This is a genomic window from Actinophytocola oryzae, assembly GCF_004364325.1.
GTDB classification, from domain to species: Bacteria; Actinomycetota; Actinomycetes; order Mycobacteriales; family Pseudonocardiaceae; genus Actinophytocola; species Actinophytocola oryzae.
The window spans coordinates 170840-189600 of the sequence record NZ_SOCP01000022.1; the positions used below are offsets into that span (position 1 = coordinate 170840).

Sequence of the window (18761 nt, forward strand, 5' to 3'; positions counted from 1 at the left end):
GTACTGAAGGACGCCTTCCTGTCGCTGGGCGTACTGAAGGACGCCTTCAGTGCGTTGGGCGGGGTGCTTCCGGGCCCCACGCGAGGAGGGCCGCGAGCCACGCGGCGCCTGACGCGCCGTCCGGGGCGAACAGGACCTCCGCCTCGTCGGACAGAGCCTCCCTCAGCGCGAGACCCACCGGGCTGGTCGGCCCGATGACACTCCCCGCCAGCACGATCGGGGTCTGCTCGCCGGGCGCGCGGACCATCTGCGCGTGTGCCGACAGCAGGACAGCCGCCTGCTCGATGATCGCCGCTGCCATCGGGTCCGACGCGTGGCCGCTCACCATGGCCGCGTAGCGGGCCAGCCGGACGGCAGGCTCGGCGTTCGCCGAGGTGATCAGGCGGGCCACGGCCTTGCGGCGCCAGGCCGGGTCGGCCGGGGCCACCTCGGGCGAGCCGAACGCGTCGGTCATGACCGCCACGGCGAGGGGGCCCGCCTCCCCGGTGCCCTGGAGCAGGCGCAGCGTCGACCGGACCGCCTCGCGGCCTATCCAGTACGCGGAGCCCTCGTCGCCGAGCAGCCAGCCCCAGCCGCCGTACCAGGACGTCTTGCGGTGGTCGGCTATCCGCGCCGCCACCGAGCCCGTGCCGCCGATGACGACCGTGCCCTCGGGGGAGGAGGTGGCCGAAGCGAAGGCCACCTCCGCGTCCGACACCACGTCGATCCGGCACGTCACGCCGACCGACCGGAGCGCCGACTCGAAGACGGCCACGATCGCCGGGTCGGACATCTTGCTCTCACCCGCCATACCCAGCAGGCACGCCACCACCGAGGCGTCTGCCGGTACCGCCGCCGACACCGCGGCCGCGACCCTGGCCGCCGCCTTCGACGGCGGGTGCGAGTTCGGGTTCGCCCCTTCGGCGGTGCCCCGGCCGGCGACCGCACCCGTCGAGCACACGGACAACGCGCGGGTCGACGTGCCGCCGATGTCCACGCCCACAGCGAGGTCTGTCACAGGCTCAACCCCGGTCCCGGTTCCATCACGACGTTCTCCGCGGTCATCGCGCCGCCGCAGTCGGCGCAGTCCACCACGGCCGAGGTGCTCTCGCCGCAGTCGACGTGGCGCAGCAGCCTCGGCGGCCCCGACTCGTCGGCCAGCCACTGGTCGCCCCACCGGATGATCGCGGCCAGCACCGGGAAGAAGTCCCGGCCCATGTCGGTGAGCGGGTACTCGTACCTGGCCGGCCGGTCCTGGTAGCGGACGCGGTCGAGCAGGCCGGCGCCGGTGAGCCGGTCGAGCCGTTCGGTCAGCGTGTTCCGCGCGATGCCCAGCTCGGCCTGGAACCGGTCGAACCTGCGCACGCCTGCGAACGCCTCGCGCATCACGAGAAGCGTCCACTGATCCCCGAGCAGGTCCATGGTTCTTGCGATGGAACACGGCCAGCGGGCGAACGATGTCCTTCGCACCCCGAAAGTCTAGGGCCAGTGGCAATTACAGAGTGCGAGTGACCTTGCTCAGTCCGCGAGGGTTGTCGGGGTCGCCGCCCCTGGCCAGTGCGAGACCTAGCGCAAGTCGTTGCAGTGGCAGGATTTCCAGGATCGGCGCGACTTCCTCGGCCGTCTCGGGTACTGCGATCCGTAGATCTGCCGGCATGTCCGACGCGGCGGAGCCGACCGCCAGGACCGATGGGCCGCGCTCACCGACCGTCGCCAGCACGTCCCGCATCGCCGCCCCGCCCCTGCCCCGGCTCGTCACCGCGACCACGCCCGTGTCCGCGTCGATGGCCGCGACCGGGCCGTGCAGCAGGTCGGCGCCGCTGTAGGCGCGGGCGCCGAGGTAGCTCGTCTCCGCGAGCTTCAGCGCGGCCTCCGCCGCCGTGGCCGACGAGTAGCCCCGGCCGGTCGTCACCACCCGCTCGACCGCGCGGAACCGGGAGACGGCCTCGTCGACCGGCTCGGCGAGTGCGGTCGCGGCCAACTCGCCGATGCCGTGGACCGTCTCGCCCGAACCCCCTCGGACCGCGTCGACCAGCAGGTACAACGACAGCAGGGTCGCCGAGTACGTCTTGGTGGCCGCCACGGCAAGCTCCTCGCCCGCCTTGATGTCGACCGAGAGCTCCGCGGCGTCCGACAGCGGGGACGCGGGCGTGTTCGTCACGGCCACCGTCAGCGCGCCCTGCTCCCGTGCCGCCTCCGTGGCCGCGACCAGGTCGGGGGAGCCGCCGCTCTGGCTCACCGACAGGTACAGGATGTCGGTGAGGTCGGGTCGCGCGTCGTACAGCGTGGTGGTCGACGGCGACACCAGGCCCGCGGGCAGCTGGAGCAGCACCTCGATCAGATACTTCGCGTACAACGCCGCATGGTCGCTCGAACCACGCGCGGCCAGCAGCGCGAACCGCGGCCTGCGGGCGGCGATGAGCGACGCCACGTCCGCGACGTCGCTCCGCCGCGCCACCAGCGAGTCGAACACCGCCGGCTGCTCGGCGACCTCGGCCGCCATCCGGGCACCTGCTGCCATCGTCAACCCCTTCAACCGGACATTAGGTCTAGACCAATCATGGTATCTCTGTAAGGTGTGCACTCGCCACGGGTGTCACGGAATTCCCAAAAACGGTGCGGCGTGATCGCGTCAGCGGCCCTGGGAAGGCATGCTGTAGCAGGAAGTCGTTGGAGGAGGAGTCATGCTCGAAACGTCGGCCGCCGAGCAGCCAGACGCCGGCAGCCGCGCCATGCGCGAGCCCAAGTACTGGGGCCTCAAACGGCACCTGCTCGACCTGCTCGCCGCCCTGCCGCCCGGTTCGCCCATCCCGACCGAACGTTCACTCGCCGCGGAGTTCGACGTATCGCGCACCACGGTCCGCCAGGCGCTCGCCGACCTCACGGTGGAGGGCCGGCTACTGCGTGTGCAGGGCAAGGGCACCTTCGCCGCGGAACCCAAGGTGGCGCAGCGGTTACAGCTTTCCTCGTACACAGAGGACATGCGGGCGCAGGGAAGGGAGCCGTCCTCCAAGCTCATCGACATCTCCGAGATCCCGGCGGAAAACGAGCTGACCACATTGCTCGGCATCCGCTCCGGCGCGAAGGTCCTTCGCATGCAGCGCCTGCGCCTCGCCGACGGTGAGCCGATGGCGATCGAGACCACGCACCTGCCGCTCGGCCGGTTCCGCGGCCTGCGGAAGTACCTCGCCCCGGGCGGCTCGCTGTACCAGGTGCTGCGTGACCGCTTCGACGTCGAGATGGGGCACGCCGAGGAGACCATCGAGACCGCGCTCGCCGGCCCGCACGAGGCCGAACTGCTCGGCGCGGACGTCGGCATGCCGATGCTGCTGCTGTCCCGTCACTCGTTCGACACCGCCGAACGGCCGGTGGAGTGGGTGCGATCGGTCTACCGTGGCGACCGGTACAAGTTCGTCGCCGAGCTGAACAGGCCAACATGAAGTGACAGATATTCGCTGGGGCACTCCCACGGCCCGCGGGGTGCTCGCCGCGACCATTCTCGGGTCCGGCATGGCGTTCCTCGACGGCACGGTGGTGAACATCGCGCTGCCGAGGATCGGGAGTGAGTTCGACGCCTCGGTCTCGGGGCTCCAGTGGATCCTCGACGGGTACCTGCTCACGCTCGCCGCTCTGATCCTCGTGGCAGGCTCGCTCGGCGACCGCTACGGCAGGCGGCGGGTGTTCCTGCTCGGCGTCGTCTGGTTCGGCCTGTCGTCCATGCTCTGCGGCGTCGCGCTCAACACCGAGATGCTGGTCGGCGCGCGTGTCCTCCAGGGCGTCGGCGGGGCGCTGCTCACGCCGGGTGCCCTCGCGATCATCCAGTCGTCGTTCCACCGCGAGGACCGGGCACGCGCGATCGGCGCGTGGTCGGGTCTCGGCGGTATCGCGGGCGCGCTCGGGCCGCTGGTGGGCGGTCTGCTCGTGCAGGCGTGGTCGTGGCGCCTCGCGTTCCTGGTCAACGTGCCGCTCGGCCTCGCCGTGATCTGGCTGACCCGCAGGTACGTGCCGGAGTCCCTCGACGACTCGATGACCGGCCACCCGGACCTGTGGGGCTCGGTGCTCGGCGCGCTCGGGCTCGCCGGGGTCACGGCCGCACTGGTCGAGGCCCCCGGCCGGGGGGTCGGCGACCCGCTCGTGGTGGGCGGCGCGGTGGTCGGCGTGGTGGCGCTCGCCGCGTTCGTGGTCCTGCAGCGTCGGCAGCGCAACCCGCTCGTGCCGCCCGACATCTTCGCGAACCGGACATTCGTGGTGGCGAACCTGCTGACGTTCGTCGTCTACGCGGCGCTCGGCGGCGTGATGATGCTGTTCGTCATCCAGCTGCAGGTCTCGCTTGGCTACGCGCCGACGCTCGCCGGGCTGGCCAGCATCCCGATCTCGGTGATCATGCTGCTGCTGTCCGCGCGGTCGGGGAAGCTCGCGCAGAAGTTCGGCCCCCGGCCGTTCCTGGTGGCGGGGCCGATCGTGATCGCACTGGCCATGGTGATGTACACGAGGGTGACGCCGGGCGCGTCCTACCTGCTCACCGTGCTGCCCGCGGTGGTCGTGTTCGGGTTCGGGCTCTCGTGTGTGGTCGCGCCGGTGACCGCGACCGTGCTGGCCGCCGCAGAGGACCGGCACGCCGGTGTGGCGTCCGGGGTCAACAACGCGATCGCGCGGACCGGCGGGTTGCTCGCGGTCGCGATCCTGCCTGCCGCGGCCGGGCTGACCGGCGAGTCGTACACCGACCCCGCCGCGATGACGTCCGGGTGGCGGATGGCGATGTGGTTGTGCGCGGGGCTGTGTGTCGTCGGCGGGGCGATCGCCCTGGGCGTGCGCAACGACGTCCTGGCGCTGCCGGCTCCTGTCGAGCCGGAACCGGTTGCGGAGGGGCCGTCGGCGGGCGACTGCTTCAGCTGCGGCGTCACCGGCCCGCCGACGCACCTCCAACCGTCGAGACAGCCGGCTAAACCTGTTGGCGGGTAAGGACTTCCGCGAGCAGCGCCGGGTCGATGTTGCCGCCGGACACGAGTGCGACCGTGCGGCCCCTCGGCAGGTCGGCGTGCAGGTAGGCGGCCGTGGTGACCGCGCCGCTCGGCTCGGCCACCTGCTGTGACCTGACGGCCAGCACGGCGATCGCGTCCCGGATCTGGTCCTCGGTCACGGTGACCACGTCGTCGACGAGCTTGGTGATGTGCGCGAAGGTCAGCTCGGAGGGAGTGGAGCGCAGGCCGTCTGCGATGGTCCTCGCGCGGTCGTCGGTGGACCAGTCGGGCCGCCGCCCCAGGCGGAAGCCTTCGGCCGTGTCACCCGCGAGTTCCGGCTCGACGCCGATGACCTTGGCGTTCGGCGCCTTGGCCCTGATGGCCGTCGCGATGCCGGAGATGAGCCCGCCGCCGCTGACCGGCACGAGCACCACCTCGACGTCCGGCAGGTCGGCCGCGATCTCCAGGCCGATGGTGCCCTGACCGGCGATGACATCCGGGTGGTCGAACGGTGGGACCATCGTGCCGCCCTGGGTGGCCACGATCTCCTCCGCGGCGCTCTCCCGGTCGGCGGGCGGCACGACGACGACCTTCGCGCCGTGACGGGCGGTGGCGTCGATCTTCACCTGGGGCGTGTTGGTCGTCACGACGATCGTGGCCGGGACGCCGTACAGCTTGGCCGTGTAGGCGACCGCCTGCGCGTGGTTGCCGCTCGAGTAGGCGACCACGCCCTTTTCCCTGACGTCATCAGGGATCCGGGCGATCGCGTTGACCGCGCCGCGGAGCTTGAACGCGCCGATTGGTTGCAGCTGCTCGGGTTTGAGCCACAGGGGACGGTCTTCGGGCGCCCAGAGGCTTGGCACCAAAGGAGTTCGTACCGCACGGCCCGCGACGCGGACGGCAGCGGCCTCGATGTCGTCGATCGTGATCAGTCGCACGTCCCCAGTATGCACTGTCCACAATGGACTGTGTGCGTGCTCACGATCGGCCAACCCGGGGAGTGGGTAGCCCGTCGCAGAGGTTGGAAGGGATGGAACTCTGTTTTCTGCGACCAGAAGGATCATGAGCGACAAGAAGGACGACACAGACAACATCCGGCTCAGCCAGGTGGTGGCTGGCGCGCTGGCGGCGGTGACCGCGGCGCTGGTCGGCTCGACCATGGGGGTCGCGGGGACGGTCGTGGGGGCCGGCCTGGCGAGCGTCATCTCCACGGTCGGCGGCACGCTGTACCTGCGGTCCTTCCAGCGGACCAGGGCTGGTGTGCGGACCGTGCGCGCCAGGGTCGTCGGCCGCTCCGGTGACGAGACGGTCCTGGTCTCGACCGACGGTGACCCCCGGCCGGGAGAGGAGGTCGTGGCCGATTCGTCTGATTCGTCAGATGTGTCCGCTGATCGGCCGCCCGGTGGCAGGCGGCGGGTGAGATGGCCGGTGGTGGCGGTCACCACGCTCGCGGCGTTCGCGTTGGCCATGGCGGCCATCACCGGCGTGGAGTGGCTGCGTGGGGAGTCGCTGTCGGGTGACAGTGGTACGACCTTCGGCAGCATCGTCGAGCCGCACCGCGACTCGGGTCGGAGTGACGAGCCCGCGACCCCCTCGTCGACCACGCCGTCGCCGACCACGACGCCGTCTACCTCAACAAACAAGACAAGCAAGACAGAACCGACTAAGACCACGACGCCGCCGCCGAGCGACCTGGGCCCCTCGTCGGCACCGCCTGTGACCACCACGACCGAGCAGACGCCAACGAACGAGTCGATCCCGCCGTCGAACTAGATTCGACACACTCTGGGTAGTTAGTCAGTTGCTCACATGGCAACTGTTGTCCACGAACGGACGATATCCGCGCGGTCTGCGAGTACATAGTTTCAGAAGAGTCATCCGATGGATGGCTACCCCTCATGTGATGCCCGGGGGCAGCTCCACCCATTGCCAGTCCCCGGGTCCCCCTGCAGACAACCGAGGGAGCAAACCTGATGAATCGCACAACCCTTGTGCGGATGAGTGGTTTCGCGCTGCTCGCCGTAGGTACGGCGATTACCTTCGCCGCACCGGCGAACGCGGCCCCGGCCGGCGGATCGTCGGCCAACAGCGCGGTCCAGGAAGCACTGCAGCGTGACCTCGGCCTGTCCCCGCAACAGGCTGAAGTCCGCTTCCAGCAGGAGAAGGCCGCCTTCTCCAAGGAGAGCTCGATCAAGGCCGCGCTCGGCGCGGACTTCGCAGGCAGCCGCTTCGACGGCCAGTCCGGCAAGCTCGTGGTGAACGTCTCCGACGCGAGCCGCGTGTCCGAGGTCACCGCCGCAGGCGCGGTGGCGAAGGTCGTCGAGCACAGCTCGGCGGACGTGAACGCCGTTCAGGCGAAGCTGGCACAGGGCAGCGCCAGCATGCCGAAGTCGGTCACCGCCTGGTACGTCGACAGTGTCACCAACACGGTCGTCGTCGAGGTCTACGGCAGCGACGCCGCGGCGTCGTCGTGGGCGAAGAGCCTCGGCGCGGACCGCGTCGTGCAGGTCAGTGAGCGCCCGCAGACGTACTGGAACGTGATCGGCGGCCAGGCCATCACGACCACCTCGGGCTCCCGCTGCTCGGCGGGCTTCAACGCACGCAGCTCCAGCGGCGCCCGGTACATCATCGACGCCGGTCACTGCGGCAACCTCGGCGGCACGTGGTCCGGTCCGGGCGGCACGCTCGGCACCGTCGCCGGCTCGTCCTTCCCCGGCAACGACTACTCCGCCATCAGGGTCAGCTCGACCTCGGCGACGTCGACGGCGCTCGTCGACCGGTACAGCTCCGGCAGCGACGTGACCGTGTCCGGCTCCTCCGGCGGCAGCGTGGGCGCTGCCGTCTGCCGGTCCGGCTCCACGACCGGGTGGCACTGCGGCACGATCAACGCGCTGAACACGACCGTGACCTACTCGCAGGGCTCGGTCGGCCAGATGATCCGCACCAACGTGTGCGCGGAGCCGGGTGACTCCGGTGGTTCGCTGGTGACCAGCCCGGGTTCGGGCACGCGCGTCACGGCTCTGGGTATGACCTCCGGCGGTTCGGGTAACTGCTCCTCCGGCGGCACGACCTACTTCCAGCCGGTCAACGAGGCGCTGAGCGCGTACGGCCTGACGCTGTACACGGGCTGACGTTTCGACGAACGCCAGCGGACGGGCCGAACCCTGCCGGCCCGTCCGCTGGTTTTTCACTGTCCGGCAACGACATGGTCGACGATCCCGTACTCCCTGGCCTCCTCGGCCGTGAACCACCGGTCCCGGTCGGCGTCCCTGGTGATCGTCTCGGCGGTCTGGCCGGTCTGCGACGCGGTGATCTCCGCGAGCCTGGCCTTCATGCGCGAGTAGGCGTTCGCGCGGATCCTGATGTCGGACTCCGCGCCACCGACGCCCGCGGACGGTTGGTGCATGAGGATCTGCGCGTTGGGCAGCGCGTACCGCTTGCCCGGTGTCCCGGAGGAGAGCAGGAACTGCCCCATCGAGGCGACGAACCCCATCGCCCAGGTGGAGACGTCCGGCCCGATGAGCCGCATGGTGTCGTAGATGGCCATCCCGGCCGTCACCGAGCCGCCGGGCGAGTTGATGTAGAAGGTGATGTCCTTCTCGGGGTCCTCCGCGGCCAAGAGGAGCAGCTGGGCGGTGATCCGGTTGGCGGACTCCTCGGTCACCTCGGTCCCGAGGAACACGACCCGGTCGCGGAGCAGCCGGTCGAAGAGCGCGTCGTCAAGGCTTGCGGTAGTCATGCCACCGACGCTAACCAGCGGTTACCCGGCGACCGCGGGCGTTTCACCGTCGGCGGAGCCTGTTCACCGAGAGCCGATCAGCCGCGCAACACCTTGGCGAGCCGGGCGGCGGCCTCGAAGGGGTCCTGCGCCTGTGTGATCGCGCGGACCACCACCACCCGGGTCGCACCGGCGGCCAGCACCTCGGGGAGCCGGGCCTCGTCGATACCGCCGATCGCGAACCACGGCCGGCTCGGGCCTGCGGCGGCCGTCGCGCGCACGAGGTCGAGACCAGGGGCGGGACGACCCGGCTTGGTGGGCGTCGGCCAGCACGGGCCGGTGCAGAAGTAGTCGACACCCGGCTCGCCTGCCGCGGCTGTGGCCTGCGACACGTCGTGGGTCGACCGGCCGATCACGACGTCGTCGCCGAGGATCCGACGAGCCCACGGCACGGGGAGGTCGTCCTGACCGAGGTGCAGGATGTCGGCGCCCGCGGCCAGGGCCACGTCGGCGCGGTCGTTGACCGACAGGAGGGCGCCGTGGCGGGCACAGGCCTCGGCGAGGACCGACAGGGCTGCCAGCTCGTCGGCGGCCTCCATGCCCTTCTCCCGCAGCTGGATCACGTCGACCCCGCCCGCCAGCGCGGCGTCCGCGAAGGACGCCAGGTCGGGACGGTTTCCCGTGCACAGGTACAGCCGTGCGTTCGCGAGGCGCTGCCTTGTCGCGTCTGCGTCTAGTCCGGGCACCCGTTCACGCTATACGGTGGAGGTGGTCCGCACGGGAGTCCAGGGGACTGGGCTGAGAGGGGATCTGCCGATCCCGACCGTCGAACCTGATCCGGATCATGCCGGCGCAGGGAGCGTGAGTGCCATGAACGTGGTTGTGGTCGGTGGCGGCGTCATCGGGCTGTCCGTCGCCTGGCGGTTGTCGAGCGAGCACGAGGTGACGCTCGTCGACCCGAGACCGGCCGGGGGTGCGTCGTGGGTGGCGGGCGGCATGCTCGCGCCGGTCACGGAGGCATGGCCGGGCGAGGAGGACCTGCTCGAGCTCGGCAGCGCCTCCCTGGCGTCGTGGCCGGGTTTCGCGGCGGACCTCGGACTCGACCTGGACACCCGCGGCACGATCGTGGCCGCGGCGGACGGCGCGGACGCAGGGCAGCTCGACACGCTCGCGGAGTTCCTCGCCGGGCGTGGCCGGGAGGTCGAGCGGCTCAGCGGCCGCGAGCTGCGCAGGGTGGAACCGAGCCTGGGTCCGAATGTCCGAAGTGGACTGATAGTGCCGGGCGACCTGGCCGTGGACAACCGGGAACTGTTGCGGCTCCTCAGTTCCCGCGCGCACGAGGCCGGTGTCGAGTTCATCGGGGAGGCAGCGGCCTCGGTCACGTCCGGCGTGGTGGAACTGGCCTCCTCGACGCTGCGGTGCGACCTGGCGGTGATCGCGGCCGGCGCGTGGAGCGGCGCGCTCCATCCGGCGCTCGCCGGTGCGGTGCGACCGGTGAAGGGCGAGATCCTGCGACTGCGGGCCAGGCAGAACGCACTGCCGCCGCCAACGCACACCGTGCGTGCCATGGTCGAGTCGCGGGCCGTGTACCTGGTGCCGCGTGCGGGCGACGAGCTGGTGGTCGGTGCGACCCAGTACGAGGCGGGCTTCGACGAGGAGGTCACGGCCGGCGGGGTGCGTGACCTGCTCAACCTCGCCGAACGTGTGGTGCCGGGCGTGGTCGAGTACACCCTGACCGAGTGCGCGGCGGGGCTGAGGGCCGGCAGCCGGGACAACCTGCCGCTCATCGGCAGCCTGGGGCCCGGAGTGGTGGTCGCGGCGGGTCACCACCGCAACGGGCTGCTACTGGCGCCGATCACGGCCGAGGCGGTGCGGGCCATGGCGGCAGGCCGGGAGGAGCCACTCGTCAAGGTCGCCGACCCAGCCCGCCTGACCGGAGGGACCGCGTGATGTACGTACAGGTCAACGGAAGCGAACGCGAGGTGCCGGACGGCGCGACGGTGACGGAGTTGCTGGAAGCGCTCGGTGTGCCGGCACGAGGGGTGGCGGTGGCCGTGGACGGTGCCGTCGTCACGCGGGCCGACCACGACCGGACGGTGGTGCTTGAGGGCGCCGAGGTCGAGGTCCTGACCGCCGTGCAGGGAGGCTGAGGTGGACGACCCACTGGTGATCGGGGACCGGCAGTACGCGTCACGGCTGATCATGGGCACGGGCGGCGCGGCGAACCTGGCCGTGCTGGAGAGTGCGCTGAAGGCGTCGGGCACGGAGCTGACGACGGTGTCGATCCGCCGCGTGGACACCCAGGGCGGCACCGGGGTGCTGGAGGTACTGCAGCGGGTGGGGATAGACCCGCTACCCAACACGGCGGGCTGCCGAACCGTGGCCGAAGCGGTGCTCACGGCACGCATGGCCCGCGAGGCGCTCGGGACGTCATGGGTGAAGCTGGAGGTCGTGGCGGACGACCGCACGCTCCTGCCGGATCCGGTCGAGCTGCTGGAGGCCGCGGCGGTGCTGATCAAGGACGGATTCACGGTCCTGCCGTACACGAATGACGATCCGGTGTTGGCGTTGCGCCTGGAGGAGCTGGGCTGCGCGGCGGTGATGCCACTGGGCTCGCCGATAGGGACGGGCCTCGGCATCCGCAACCCGCACAACATCGAGCTGATCGTCGCGCGTGCCGGGGTGCCGGTGATCCTGGACGCGGGCGTCGGCACGGCGTCCGACGCCGCACTGGCCATGGAACTCGGCTGCTCGGGCGTCATGCTGGCCACGGCAGTCACCCGCGCAACAGACCCCGAGGCGATGGCGGCGGCCATGCGCCACGCCGTCACCGCCGGCCGCCTGGCCCACGGCGCGGGCCGCGTCCCCCAACGCTTCTGGGCTCAGGCCTCCAGCCCACCACGCTGAGTCACCGGTCACGGGACACCGACGAGGCTCTTCAACTCCTGATCGCTGCCGCGAGCAGTTCGTCCACTGTGGTCGGGCTCGCTGGTGCCCGCGCGCTGGTGGGCTCGACGATCACGCCCGCTCCTTCTGCTGCTCGCGCAACGCCGCCACCTCGTGCCGCAGCGCGCGCACCTCCGCGAGGATCAGCTGGTCGGACGACGCCTGGTCCGCCGCGTGCTGCTCCTCCGCCTGCGCCAGGTCGTTGACGACCGTCTTCTCCATCCCGCTCACGATCACCGCGATGAACAGGTTCAGCACGGCAAAGCTCGAGACCAGGATGTAGACCACGAAGAAGATCCACGCGAGCGGCGCCACGACCATGACCTCGCGTGCGATGTCCGGCCACGCCTCCCCGGTCATCGTCTGGAACAGGGTGAACAGGGTCGTGCCGAGGTCGCCGAAGTAGTCGGGTGAGATCTCGCCGAACAGCTTGGTCGCCATCACCGCTGCCACGTAGATGACCAGCGACAGCAACGCGCCGATCGACGCCATGCCCGGCACCGCGGCCAGCAGGCCCGACACGACACGTCGCATCGCGGGCACCGCCGAGATCAGGCGCAGCACCCGGAGCACCCGCAACGCCCGCAGCACCGAGAACGGGCCGGTCGCCGGGATCAGCGAGATGCAGACGATGACGAAGTCGAACACGTTCCACGAGTCGCGGAAGAACCGCCAGCGGAACGCGTACAGGCGTAGCACCAGCTCGACCACGAACACCACCAGCACGACCCGGTCGACGACGTGGAGCAACCCGCCGACGTCGCGCATCACACTCCGCGACGTCTCAAGACCGAGCGTGGCCGCGTTCACCACGATCACCCAGATGACGAACTGCTGGAAGCGCCTGTGCTCGACTAGCGCGCTGACTCGGTCCCGGTGGTTCACGGCGAGAAAGCGTAAACGTCCGGTTGGTCCGTGCTAGCCGTCTGGGTCCAAGATGGGCAATGTCTCTTCGGGTGAACTTTCGGGCAGCCGCCAGAACGCCGAGACCGGACCGACTCCGGCGCCGAGCGGGTACGCGTGCCTGACGGCGTTGGTGACGAACGTCTTGCCGAACCGGACGGCCGCCGGCACCGACACTCCCCGCGCCAGCGCCGAGGTGATCGCCGACGCCATCGTGTCGCCGCCGCCGTGTGTGTGCCTGGTGTCGATCCGCTTGGCGGGCAGCTCCAGGAACGTCTCGCCGTCGTACAGGACGTCGACGCACTCGGGGTCGTCGTGGAGGTGGCCGCCCTTGACGAGCGCCCACTGCGGACCCATGGCGTGCAGTGCCCGCGCCGCCTCCCTGGCCTCGGCGTGGTCGTGCACGGTGATGCCCGTGAGCAGCCGGACCTCGTCGAGGTTCGGCGTGACCAGTGTGGCGCGCGGGAACAGCTCGTCGCGCAGGGCGTCCATGGCGTCGTCACCCAGCAGCGGGTCGCCGTGCATTGACGCGGCTACCGGGTCCACCACGAACGGGATCGTGCCGCGTCGCCCGATGTGGACGCGGTCGCAGGCCCCGGCCACCGCCGTGATGATCTCGGCGGTGGCCAGCATGCCGGTCTTCGCGCCCAGCACCCCGATGTCGGCGGCGACGGTCTCGATCTGGGCGGCCACGACTTCCGCCGGGATGACCGAGACGCCGGTGACCCCGAGGGAGTTCTGCACGGTGACGGCCGTGATCGCGGTCATGCCGTGCACCCCGCACGCGAAGAACGTGCGGAGGTCGGCCTGGAGCCCCGCACCACCGCCGGAGTCGGACCCGGCGATGGTCAGGACGCGGGGCGGCGTGGCGTTCACCTGTCGACCACCGGGAGGTACACCTGCCCGCCGTGGTCGTGGAAGCGTTCCGACATCTCCGCCATGCCCTCCTCGATCGCCGCGACCTCCGTGAGGCCGTGCTCCTCAGCGTACTTGCGCACATCCTGGGTGATCCGCATCGAGCAGAACTTCGGCCCGCACATGGAACAGAAGTGCGCGGTCTTCGCCGGTTCGGCGGGCAGCGTCTCGTCGTGGAACGCACGCGCGGTGTCCGGGTCGAGGGACAGGTTGAACTGGTCGGTCCACCGGAACTCGAAGCGGGCCTTCGACAGCGCGTCGTCCCAGTCCTGCGCGCCGGGATGGCCCTTGGCGAGGTCGGCGGAGTGCGCGGCGATCTTGTAGGTGATCACGCCGGTCTTCACGTCGTCCCGGTTGGGCAGGCCGAGGTGCTCCTTCGGCGTCACGTAGCAGAGCATCGCGGTGCCCAGCCAGCCGATCTGGGCCGCGCCGATGGCCGAGGTGATGTGGTCGTAGGCCGGCGCGATGTCCGTCGCGAGTGGACCGAGCGTGTAGAACGGGGCCTCGCCGCACAGTTCCTCCTCCAGGCGGACGTTCTCGGCGATCTTGTGCATCGGCACGTGGCCAGGGCCCTCGATCATCACCTGCACGTCGTGCTCCCGTGCGACGTGCGTCAGCTCCCCGAGGGTGCGCAGCTCCGCGAACTGGGCCGCGTCGTTGGCGTCCGCGATCGAGCCCGGCCGCAGGCCGTCGCCGAGCGAGAACGTCACGTCGTAGGCGCGGAGGATCTCGCACAGCTCGACGAAGTTGGTGTACAGGAAGGACTCCCGGTGGTGCGCGAGGCACCAGGCGGCCATGATCGAGCCGCCGCGCGACACGATGCCGGTGACCCGCCGCGCGGTCAGCGGGACGTACCGCAGCAGCACGCCCGCATGGACGGTCATGTAGTCCACGCCCTGCTCGCACTGCTCGATCACCGTGTCCCGGTACGCCTCCCACGACAGCTTCGCCGGGTCGCCGCCGACCTTCTCCAGCGCCTGGTAGATCGGCACCGTGCCGATGGGCACGGGCGAGTTGCGCAGGATCCACTCGCGGGTCTCGTGGATGCGTTTGCCCGTCGACAGGTCCATGACCGTGTCCGCACCCCAGCGGGTGGCCCACACCAGCTTGTCGACCTCGTCCTCGATGGACGACGACACGGCCGAGTTGCCGATGTTCGCGTTGATCTTCACGAGGAACTTCTTGCCGATGATCGCGGGCTCGACCTCGGGATGGTTGCGGTTGACCGGGATCACGGCCCGCCCGATGGCGACCTCGTCCCGGACGAACTGCGGGTCGACGCCCTCCCGTGCGGCGACGAAGCGCATCTCCCTGGTGATGACCCCGGCCTTCGCGTACGCCAGCTGGGAAACGGCCCCGTTGGCGGGTTCCCGCTCGTCGACCCAGCTCTGCCGGATCCTCTCCAGTCCATTGTGGACATCGATGGTGGCGTCGTCGTCGGTGTACGGACCCGAGGTGTCGTACAGGTCGACGTGTTCGCCGTTGGTCAGGTCCACGCGGCGGAACGGCACCCTGATGCCGTCGACCTCGCGGTAGACCTTGCGGGAACCGGTGATGGGCCCGGTGGTGACGCTGGGACGCACGGAACGGTCGTCAAGTGCGGTCATGACTGGATCTCCCTACGCCGGCATTACCCGGTCAGGTTCAGGCGGTCGGCAGAACCGGGTCCGTGACTGGACACCATCTGCCCTCTCAGCCCGCCAAGGCGCGAGCTCCCGCGTTGATTGAGTTGTGCGCGCACCTCGAACATAACCGGAGGTTCGCCGGGCTGCCAAGGGCAGGATGTCGGCGGCGGTACTACGGTGCACGGGTGGACGCCCGGGAAGGGAGCAGGCGAGCCGATCGCCGAGAAGCGGCAGCACCGTGTCCAGCCTGCGGTGAGCTGCTGGGCCGCGGCTACCCGTCCTGCGCGGCGTGCGCGGAGGCCGTCGACCGCCCGCTGCGGGCCGACTGGGACTCGCTGTCGAGCCGGGACCCGGAGGTCGTCGCCGACGCGGCACCCGGCGAGCACCCGTGGACGTGCGTCGACTGGGCGTTGCGCCAGCTGCGCTGCGAGGGCTGCGGCGGTGAGCTGGCCGCGGGTGCGGCAGGCTGCGTCGGCTGCGCCGCCGCGGACTCCGCCCGCTGGGAGACCCCGGCCCCCAACCCGCACGAGCACGCGCTGCGCACGGCGTCGGCGGTCCTGCGTGCACCGACGTGGCGCCGGGAGGCCGTCGTGTCGACCTGGCGGCTGGTGCTCCCGTTCGTGTTGACGGGCGCGCCGGTGTCGCCCGACGACCTGCGGACGGTCAGGACGTTCGTGCTGGCCGGCCGCTACGACGAGCTGGCCGCCCTGGAGACGTTGCCCCTGGTGGTGCCGCTCCTGCCCTGGCGCCGAACGCACTGAAGGACGCCTTCGTAACGGCCAGCGTTACGAAGGCGTCCTTCAGTGCGTTTCGCCGGGCACGCGAAAGTCGGAGGTGTAGCGCCCGCCTCGCCTGGGTACCTGTGTCGAACGAGCGTTCGACGAGAGGAGTCGCTGATGGTTACCCCCGTGCCCGACAAGGACCCAGAGGACTGGGTGACCGGTGACGAGCCGATGACCGGCCCCCAGCAGTCCTACCTCCACACCCTGGCCCAGGAGGCCGGCGTCGAGGTGCCGGACGACCTGACCAAGGCGCGTGCGTCCGAGCTCATCGACGAGCTGCAGGACCAGACCGGCCGCGGCTGATCAGCCGACGGTCAGCTCGGTGGGGCGGGCGTAGACGTCGACCATCGCGCCGTTGCGCAGCACGGTCACCGCGAGGTCCGTGCCGATGACCTCCGCGAACAGCTTGCGCTGGATGCCCTGGGCGTCGCGGATCTGCTCGCGGGCGACCGTGAGGATCATGTCGCCCCTGCGCAGCCCCGCGCGGTCCGCCGGACCGTCCGCCACGACCTCGATCACGCGGAGACCCGCGCGCTGGCCGGTGCGGTGCGCCACGTCGTCCGGCAGCGGTGCCGGGACGCCGACCACGCCGAGGTACGCGCGCCGCACGCGCCCCTCGACCATCAGTGTGTCGATGATCCGCCGTGTCGTCGGGTTGATCGGCACCGCGAGACCGAGGCCGAAACCAGCGACCGCCGTGTTGATGCCGACCACGTCCGCGTGCGAGTCGGCCAGCGCGCCCCCCGAGTTGCCGGGGTTCAGCGCCGCGTCGGTCTGGATCACGTCCTCGATCACGCGTTGGGCCTGCCCACGCGTGACCGGCAGCGAACGGCCGAGCGCGCTCACCACGCCCGCCGTCACCGACCCGGCCAGGCCGAGTGGCGAGCCGACCGCGACGACCAGCTGGCCGACGACCAGCTCGTCCGCGTTCCCGAGGACCGCGGGCTCCGGCGCCTCGAGCGCCTGGAGCACCGCGAGGTCCGAGAGGGGGTCCACGCCGACCACCTCGAACGGCGACTCCTCACCGTCGGAGTACGTCGCCTCCCCGTGGGCCGCCGACCCGACGAGGTGGGCGTTCGTCAACATGTGCCCGTCGTCGGTGAAGATCACCGCCGAGCCGCTGCCGCGGCGCATCGCCACGCTCGCCACGTGTGGCGTCAAAGTTCTCGCAACCGCGCTCACCGTGCGCGAGTATGCGTCAAGCTCCCCTGCCATCGCACTCACCGCCAATTACACCGTTGCATCCTTGAACTCAAGTGTGCGTCCGGGACGGTTCGTTCCGCGTTCGCCGTGAGCGGACTGTTACGACTGCAGGTCCTCCACCGCGGGGTTCCACGACAGGCCGGGCTTGCCCCAGCCCTTGCTCCTGAGCATCCGCTTCGACTCCCTGCTGTACCGGCCGACCAGGCGGTTCAGGTACATCAGCCCGTCGAGGTGGTCGGTCTCGTGCTGCAGACAGCGTGCGAAGTAGCCGGTGCCCTCGACCTCGATCGGCTTGCCGTCGAGATCCTGGCCCGTGACCTTCGCCCAGTGGGCACGCCCGGTCGGGAACGACTCGCCCGGCGCGGACAGGCAACCCTCGAGGTCGTCGTCCGGGTCGGGCATGGTCTCGGGGCGCTCCGAGGTCTCGATGACCGGGTTCACGATGACCCCCCGGTGCCGCACTCGCTCGTCGTCGGGACAGTCGTAGACGAACACGCGCAGGTCGACGCCGATCTGGTTCGCGGCCAGGCCGACGCCACGGGCGGCGGCCATCGTGTCGAACATGTCATCGACGAGTGTGCGGAGCTCGTCGTCGAACTTGTCGATCTCGCGGACCGGTTGGTGCAGCACGGGGTCGCCAGCAATCCGGATGGGGTGAACTGCCATGCGCCGAACCTTAACCGGGGGCGTTGTGGGAGCACGGAAGGCGGTAGCGTGATGTAATAACACCCGGAAATCACAAGCGTGTGATTCCGGTTCGTACCGAGCTGGTGGCGAGGAGCCAGATGGACGCCGCGGAGTTGCCGGCAGAGCCGCACCCGTCGCTGCCGCCGGCCGGTGAGCTGACGGAACGGGAACGCGAGATCCTCGCCTTCGAGCGCCAGTGGTGGAAGTACGCGGGTGCGAAGGAGCAGGCGATCCGTGAGCTGTTCGACATGTCGCCGACGCGGTACTACCAGGTCGTGAACCGGTTGATCGACAAGAGTGCCGCGCTGGAGGCGGAGCCCATGCTGGTCAAGCGTTTGCGGCGGTTGCGGTCAGGGCGCCAGCGTGCGCGTACGGCCCCGAGGCCGGGTGCCGAGCGGCGATGACCTCTCCGGAAACCGGTTCGTCACGCTCCGGCAAGATCGCCGGCGTCGCCCTGCTGGGCCTCGCCGCCGTCGCGTTGGTCATCGGCCTGGTCACCGCCTTCGGTGACAGCGGCGACGGCAACGCGGCCGGCCAGCCGCCGTCCTCCGCCACCTCCACCATCACCGGCCCCGAGTCGACGACGAGCAGGCCCCGGCCGCCGTCGTCGACCACGTCGTCGAAGCCGGCCACCACGACCACCGGCACGACGTCGTCGAAGCCGGCCTCGACCGGTCAGCCACCGCCCCCACCGCCCGGTGGCGACGGCAACGGCGAGCCCGCGAAGTCCGTGCCGGTGCGCGTGTACAACAACAGCAAGATCAAGGGCCTCGCCGCGACGGCGGCCGACGATCTGCGTGCCGACGGCTGGCAGGTCACCGAGGTGGCCAACTACCCGTACGGCACCATCCCGACGACGACCGTCTACTTCCGCCCCGGCACCGAGGAGGAGGCCGCGGCCCGTGCGATCGCCGCAGCCTTCGGCATGCGCGTCGAGGAACGGTTCACGGGCATCAAGGACGCCCCGGCAGGCGTGATCGTCATCGTGACGAACGACTACAAGAAGCCCGCCGGCGGCGGTGGCGGCAAGAACGAGGGCTGA

22 protein-coding genes and 1 riboswitch are annotated in these 18761 nt (G+C 70.5%); of the genes, 11 read left to right on the forward strand and 11 right to left on the reverse strand.

What is annotated here, in order from left to right; genetic code table 11:
* Positions 1-46: 46 nt before the first annotated feature.
* The 3 genes from CLV71_RS40325 to CLV71_RS40335 are packed head-to-tail and all read right to left on the reverse strand — an operon-like array spanning position 47 to position 2482.
* Complete coding sequence (locus tag CLV71_RS40325; protein WP_243867249.1) at positions 47-997, reverse strand: N-acetylglucosamine kinase; 951 nt, start codon at positions 995-997, stop codon at positions 47-49.
* Entirely contained in the window at positions 994-1449 is a 456-nt protein-coding gene (locus CLV71_RS40330; protein ID WP_133908197.1) for a winged helix-turn-helix transcriptional regulator, read from the reverse strand. Before CLV71_RS40330 ends, CLV71_RS40325 begins: the two co-directional genes overlap by 4 nt.
* A 25-nt stretch (positions 1450-1474) precedes the next feature.
* Entirely contained in the window at positions 1475-2482 is a 1008-nt protein-coding gene (locus CLV71_RS40335; protein WP_133908247.1) for an SIS domain-containing protein, read from the reverse strand.
* Positions 2483-2663: 181 nt separating this feature from the next.
* On the opposite strand from CLV71_RS40335, the gene CLV71_RS40340 reads away from it, so the two are divergent.
* Positions 2664-3419, forward strand: coding sequence for a GntR family transcriptional regulator (locus CLV71_RS40340; RefSeq protein ID WP_133908198.1), 756 nt, complete (start codon positions 2664-2666; stop codon positions 3417-3419).
* 1 nt (position 3420) lies between these two features.
* Positions 3421-4941 carry an MFS transporter gene (locus CLV71_RS40345; RefSeq protein ID WP_279588794.1) on the forward strand — a complete coding sequence of 507 codons (1521 nt, stop codon included), beginning with the start codon at positions 3421-3423 and terminating at the stop codon, positions 4939-4941.
* Here CLV71_RS40345 and CLV71_RS40350 read toward each other — a convergent pair.
* Positions 4922-5878, reverse strand: a complete 957-nt coding sequence (locus CLV71_RS40350) for a threonine ammonia-lyase (protein ID WP_133908199.1) — start codon at positions 5876-5878, stop codon at positions 4922-4924. The two genes, CLV71_RS40345 and CLV71_RS40350, sit on opposite strands and share 20 nt — an antisense overlap.
* A gap of 124 nt (positions 5879-6002) precedes the next feature.
* Here CLV71_RS40350 and CLV71_RS40355 point away from each other — a divergent pair, with 124 nt between their 5' ends.
* Positions 6003-6713, forward strand: coding sequence for a hypothetical protein (locus CLV71_RS40355; protein ID WP_133908200.1), 711 nt, complete (start codon positions 6003-6005; stop codon positions 6711-6713).
* A gap of 224 nt (positions 6714-6937) precedes the next feature.
* Positions 6938-8071, forward strand: a complete 1134-nt coding sequence (locus CLV71_RS40360; protein WP_243867250.1) for a S1 family peptidase — start codon at positions 6938-6940, stop codon at positions 8069-8071.
* Between the two features lie 56 nt (positions 8072-8127).
* Here CLV71_RS40360 and CLV71_RS40365 read toward each other — a convergent pair whose 3' ends face one another.
* On the reverse strand, positions 8128-8679 hold the full coding sequence (locus tag CLV71_RS40365; RefSeq protein ID WP_133908202.1) for a ClpP family protease: 552 nt from the start codon (positions 8677-8679) through the stop codon (positions 8128-8130).
* Between the two features lie 77 nt (positions 8680-8756).
* A complete protein-coding gene (gene thiE, locus CLV71_RS40370) occupies positions 8757-9404 on the reverse strand; it encodes a thiamine phosphate synthase (RefSeq protein WP_133908203.1) in 648 nt (215 codons plus the stop codon).
* 21 nt (positions 9405-9425) lie between these two features.
* Positions 9426-9534: riboswitch (TPP riboswitch) on the forward strand.
* On the opposite strand from thiE, the gene thiO reads away from it, so the two are divergent.
* The 3 genes from thiO to thiG all read left to right on the forward strand — a co-directional run bounded on the left by thiO (position 9529) and on the right by thiG (position 11565).
* Entirely contained in the window at positions 9529-10608 is a 1080-nt protein-coding gene (thiO, locus tag CLV71_RS40375) for a glycine oxidase ThiO (protein WP_208297981.1), read from the forward strand. Its footprint overlaps the riboswitch before it by 6 nt.
* The gene (thiS, locus tag CLV71_RS40380) at positions 10608-10808 is read left to right on the forward strand and encodes a sulfur carrier protein ThiS (RefSeq protein ID WP_133908205.1); all 201 of its coding nucleotides are present in this window, start codon (positions 10608-10610) and stop codon (positions 10806-10808) included. The genes thiO and thiS overlap by 1 nt, the downstream gene beginning before the upstream one ends.
* A 1-nt stretch (position 10809) precedes the next feature.
* Positions 10810-11565, forward strand: coding sequence for a thiazole synthase (gene thiG / locus CLV71_RS40385; protein WP_133908206.1), 756 nt, complete (start codon positions 10810-10812; stop codon positions 11563-11565).
* Between the two features lie 111 nt (positions 11566-11676).
* Here thiG and CLV71_RS40390 read toward each other — a convergent pair whose 3' ends face one another.
* From CLV71_RS40390 to thiC, 3 genes are read right to left on the reverse strand one after another with little or no spacing between them, the layout of a single operon-like run.
* On the reverse strand, positions 11677-12489 hold the full coding sequence (locus tag CLV71_RS40390) for an ion transporter (protein WP_133908207.1): 813 nt from the start codon (positions 12487-12489) through the stop codon (positions 11677-11679).
* 33 nt (positions 12490-12522) lie between these two features.
* Positions 12523-13383 carry a bifunctional hydroxymethylpyrimidine kinase/phosphomethylpyrimidine kinase gene (thiD, locus tag CLV71_RS40395; protein ID WP_133908208.1) on the reverse strand — a complete coding sequence of 287 codons (861 nt, stop codon included), beginning with the start codon at positions 13381-13383 and terminating at the stop codon, positions 12523-12525.
* Complete coding sequence (gene thiC, locus CLV71_RS40400; protein WP_133908209.1) at positions 13380-15029, reverse strand: phosphomethylpyrimidine synthase ThiC; 1650 nt, start codon at positions 15027-15029, stop codon at positions 13380-13382. Before thiC ends, thiD begins: the two co-directional genes overlap by 4 nt.
* Positions 15030-15232: 203 nt before the next feature.
* On the opposite strand from thiC, the gene CLV71_RS40405 reads away from it, so the two are divergent.
* Complete coding sequence (locus CLV71_RS40405) at positions 15233-15808, forward strand: hypothetical protein (protein WP_133908210.1); 576 nt, start codon at positions 15233-15235, stop codon at positions 15806-15808.
* 135 nt (positions 15809-15943) lie between these two features.
* A complete protein-coding gene (locus tag CLV71_RS40410) occupies positions 15944-16132 on the forward strand; it encodes a DUF3072 domain-containing protein (RefSeq protein ID WP_133908211.1) in 189 nt (62 codons plus the stop codon).
* On the opposite strand, the gene CLV71_RS40415 is transcribed toward CLV71_RS40410, so the two are convergent.
* The gene (locus tag CLV71_RS40415; protein WP_133908212.1) at positions 16133-17044 is read right to left on the reverse strand and encodes a S1C family serine protease; all 912 of its coding nucleotides are present in this window, start codon (positions 17042-17044) and stop codon (positions 16133-16135) included.
* A gap of 87 nt (positions 17045-17131) precedes the next feature.
* A complete protein-coding gene (locus CLV71_RS40420; RefSeq protein ID WP_133908213.1) occupies positions 17132-17698 on the reverse strand; it encodes a peptide deformylase in 567 nt (188 codons plus the stop codon).
* 119 nt (positions 17699-17817) lie between these two features.
* Between CLV71_RS40420 and CLV71_RS40425 the strand changes: the two genes are divergently transcribed.
* Together CLV71_RS40425 and CLV71_RS40430 are read left to right on the forward strand one after the other, a co-directional pair.
* On the forward strand, positions 17818-18123 hold the full coding sequence (locus CLV71_RS40425; RefSeq protein ID WP_133908214.1) for a DUF3263 domain-containing protein: 306 nt from the start codon (positions 17818-17820) through the stop codon (positions 18121-18123).
* Positions 18120-18761, forward strand: coding sequence for a LytR C-terminal domain-containing protein (locus CLV71_RS40430; RefSeq protein WP_133908215.1), 642 nt, complete (start codon positions 18120-18122; stop codon positions 18759-18761). The genes CLV71_RS40425 and CLV71_RS40430 overlap by 4 nt, the downstream gene beginning before the upstream one ends.